This window comes from Paraconexibacter sp. (assembly GCF_041602235.1).
Classification (GTDB): Bacteria; Actinomycetota; Thermoleophilia; order Solirubrobacterales; family Solirubrobacteraceae; genus Paraconexibacter.
This window is the reverse complement of the sequence record NZ_JBFIGP010000337.1, coordinates 1-3708: the sequence shown is the minus strand read 5'-3', so window position 1 is coordinate 3708 and position 3708 is coordinate 1. Positions and strand designations below refer to the sequence as shown.

Annotated in this window: 3 protein-coding genes; 1 reads left to right on the top strand and 2 read right to left on the bottom strand. The window is 74.2% G+C overall.

Annotated elements, in window-relative coordinates:
- Positions 1–67: 67 nt before the first annotated feature.
- Positions 68–1693: a Calx-beta domain-containing protein gene (locus ABYE80_RS18370; protein ID WP_372791752.1), complete on the top strand. Its 1626-nt coding sequence runs from the start codon at positions 68–70 to the stop codon at positions 1691–1693.
- On the opposite strand, the gene ABYE80_RS18365 is transcribed toward ABYE80_RS18370, so the two are convergent.
- Positions 1671–2870, bottom strand: coding sequence for a glycosyltransferase (locus ABYE80_RS18365; protein ID WP_372791751.1), 1200 nt, complete (start codon positions 2868–2870; stop codon positions 1671–1673). The two genes, ABYE80_RS18370 and ABYE80_RS18365, sit on opposite strands and share 23 nt — an antisense overlap.
- Positions 2871–2901: 31 nt before the next feature.
- Positions 2902–3708: LLM class flavin-dependent oxidoreductase (locus ABYE80_RS18360; protein ID WP_372791750.1), on the bottom strand; the 807-nt coding region annotated here is incomplete at its 5' end.

Here is a 3708-nt window from a genome sequence, read left to right as displayed (position 1 = left end):
CCGGGCCGCCCGATCGCTTCGAGGCATGCGCCGCCTTCGTGCCGGTCCCTCAGCTACCGTCTCGTCGATGCGGATCAGGGGGCAGGGGCGGAAGGGCATCCGCCGGGGGGGACTGGGCATGATCACCACGGCGATCGTCCTCGGGGCGATCGTGCCTGGGGCGCACGCGGCGATCTCGATCACCGGCCCCGCCCCGGTCGGCGAGGGGACGGCGACCGCCACGCTGACCTACACGATCGCCCGGTCCGGGTGCTTCTGCGGCGCCGCACGGGTGGTGTTCCGGACCACGGGGGGCACCGCGACCGCCGGCGCGGACTACACCGGCGAGCCCGGCGTCACGGTCGAGCTGCCGGGGAGCGTCTTCGGCACCTCGGTCACGGTCGGCGTGCGCGTGCTCGACGACGCCTTGCACGAGGGGGCGACGAACGAGACCGTGGTCGCGGCCCTCGACAGCCCGCAGGGCGACTCCATCAGCGCCAGCGCGTCCACGGCCAAGGGCGAGATCGTCGACGACGACCCGGCGCCGAGCGTGTCGATCGCGCCGGCTCAGGCACTCGAGGGCACCGGCGCCGCCGGCAGCGTCGGGCTCCCGGTCGATCTCTCGGCCGCGAGCGGCCTGCCGGTCTCGGTCCCCTACGTCGTCGAGGCCGGCACCGCCGCGGTGCCCGAGGACGTCGACGGCACTCCCGGAACGGTGACCATCCCCGCCGGACAGACCGGCGGCACGATCCCCGTCGCGACCGTCGGTGACGCCATCGACGAGCCCGACGAGACGTTCTCGGTCGTGCTCGGGACGCCCACGAACGCCACCAAGGGAACGGAGCGGGCCGTCGGCACGGTGCTCAACGACGACACGCCCACCGTGTTCATCGCGGGTGTGACGAGTGCCGAAGGGACGTCCGCGGACACGACGCCGTTCGCGTTCCCCGTGTGGCTCTCCAACGCGAGCGTGCGGTCCCTGCGCGTCCGCGTCCGGACCGCCGACGGCACCGCGGCGAGCCCCGGCGACTACGCCGCGGTCGATCAGGTCGTCACCTTCGCTCCGGGCGAGCTGACGAAGACGTTCACGGTCCCGGTGGTGGCCGACGCGGTCGACGAGCCCGACGAGACGTTCACCGCGAGCCTGTCCGAACCGGTCGGGCTGCACGTGGGCGCGACGACCGCCTTCGGGGTCATCGTCGACGACGATCCCCCGCCTGCGCCGGCCGCCACCCCCGGTGGCGGCACCGGGACCACACCGGGTCGTGCGCCTGCCGGGGGTGGCAGCGCCTCCGGCGGGCCGCCCGCGGGCACGCCGACCACCGGCTCCCCGGGGGACCCGCCGGCGCCGGCCCCGAGGGATCGCACGCGTCCGCGCGTCAGCATGAGCGGCCTGGCGGTCCACCGGCGCACGTCGCTGCGCCTGCGGGTCACGTGCCCGACGAGCGAGACCAGGTGCACCGGGCTGGCCTCCGTCTTCTCCGTCCCGCTGCGCAAGGCCAGGAACCGGATCCTGCGACGGGAGGTGCGCCTGGGCACCGCGAGCTACACGTTGCGCGGCGGGCAGGCGAGGACGCTCACCGTCAAGGTCACGCGCGCCGGTCGGCTGCGGCTGGGCGCGGTCAAGCGCCTCGCGGTCCGTGCGTACGGCGTGACCACGGATGCCGCGGGCAACGTCGGGGTGCGCAGGATCAGCGCGACGCTGCGGCGCTGAGCGCGAGCTCCTCCACGAGCTCCGCCGCGCGATCACCCGCGTCGTGCGCGGCCGACCACGCCGCGAGCTCCCGGGCCCGACGGGCGAGCGATGGCTCGCCCAGCGCGCGACCGACGGCGAGCCGCAGCGTCCGCGGCGTGGCGGCAAGGCGGGGGATCCGCACACCGCAGCCCGCCCAGTCGATCCGGGCGGCGTTCTCGTTCATGTCGCCCGCCGCCGGGAGGGCGACGACCACGCACCCGCTCGTCAGGGCCCGCAGGACGGTCCCGTGGCCCCCGTGGCAGACGACCACGTCGCACGCCGGCATGGTCCGGGCGTACGAGAGCCACTCGACGAGCCGGGCGTTGGGGGGGACCTCGACCGGCGGATCCGGGAGACGGCGGTTCCAGGTGGCCAGCACGCGCACCGGCAGGTCGGCCAGGCCGGCGAGCGCCGCGCGCAGGAGCCGGTGGTCGCCGTCCTGGGACGTCGACGGGGCGACCAGGACCAGCGGGCCGTCGCCCTCCGGGAGCTCGACCGGGTCGCTCGGAGGCTCCCATTGCAGGGGGCCGACCACGTACCGGCCCGGCAGGGGCTCGGCGCGCGGGTACTCGAGCTGCGGCAGCGTCGCGACGAGGGAGAGCTGGCGGCTGATGCCGCCGTGCACGTGATCCTGGGGCGGCAGTCCCAACCGGACCCTGGTGTCGTTGAGCTCGTCGCGCCCCTGCTCGAGCCCGCGTCGCAGGACGCCGTCCATGGCTCCCCACGCGCGACGGCCGACCGGCGTGCGCGGCAGGCGTGCGCCGATCGAGTAGGGCGGGAACCCCGCGCCGGGTCGTGGGTCCACGTGCGGGATGAGGGTGCCGACGGGAATGCCGGAGCGCTCGGCCGCCAGCGCCGGAGCGAGCGTGAGGATGTCGGCGACCACGACGTCCGGCGCGAGCTCCGCGATGAGCGGCTGCGTGTCACGGGCCGCACGGACGACGGCCTCGTAGGGCTTGAGCGCCCGGCCGAGGGTCGGGAACACGTCGTACTCGGGCGCCGCCGAGAAGCCGAGGCCCTCCGCCTCGACCTGCGGCTGCCAGCGGCGCCAGGTCTGGACGACGACCTCGTGCCCCCGGTCGTGCAGCGCACGTCCGAGGGCGATGATGGGAAACGTGTGCCCCGGATCGCCGAACGCGCCGAGCAGGACCTTCACGGACGGCCGCCCGGACGGTCGGGACCCACGGCTAGAGCTCGGCGTGCAGTTCGGCGACCGCTCGGAGCTGCTCGATGCGCCCGTCCTTCGTCCACGCCATCGGCGTGACGCCCAGCGTGCCGACGCCGGCGTCGGCGTACGCGCGCAGCCGCTCCTTCACGACGTCCCGCGGTCCGCACACGCTGACCGTGTCGATCAGCTCGTCCGGGATCGCCGCCATCGCCTCGTCCTTCTTGCCCTCGAGGTAGAGATCCTGGATCTCCTGCGCGGCGTCGTCGAAGCCGTAGCGCCGGACCATCGTGTTGTAGAAGTTCTTGTCGCGCGAGCCCATGCCGCCGATGTACAGGCCGAGGAAGGGACGCATGAGGTTGCGCGCCTCCGTGAGGTCGTCCCCGACGAACACCTGGACGGTCGGCGCGATCTCCACGTCGTCGATGGTCTTGCCGTTGCCCGCCCGGTCCACGCCGGCCTGGATCTCGCTGCGGATGACCGAGACGTGCTCAGGCGAGAACAGGGTGGGGATGATGCCGTCCGCGATCTCGGCCGCCAGCTGGGTGTTCTTGGGTCCGATCGCGGCGATGAAGATCGGAATGCGCTCCTGGACGGGAGCGATCGTGAGCTTCAGCGCCTTGCCCGGGCCGTCGGGGAGAGGCAGGTCGATCGACTCGCCGTGGTACTCGACGCGCTCGCGGGCCAGCGCCATCCGCAGCACCTCGACGTACTCCCGGGTGCGCGCGAGCTGCTTGCCGAAGCGCACGCCGTGCCAGCCCTCGCTGACCTGCGGCCCGGACGTGCCGAGCCCGAGGATGAAGCGCCCGTCGGAGAGCTGGTCGAGCGT

Bases quoted from the DNA above. Each gene is read 5' to 3' on its own strand.
- ABYE80_RS18370 (WP_372791752.1), top strand. From the start codon at position 68: ATGCGGATCAGGGGGCAGGGGCGGAAGGGCATCCGCCGGGGGGGACTG.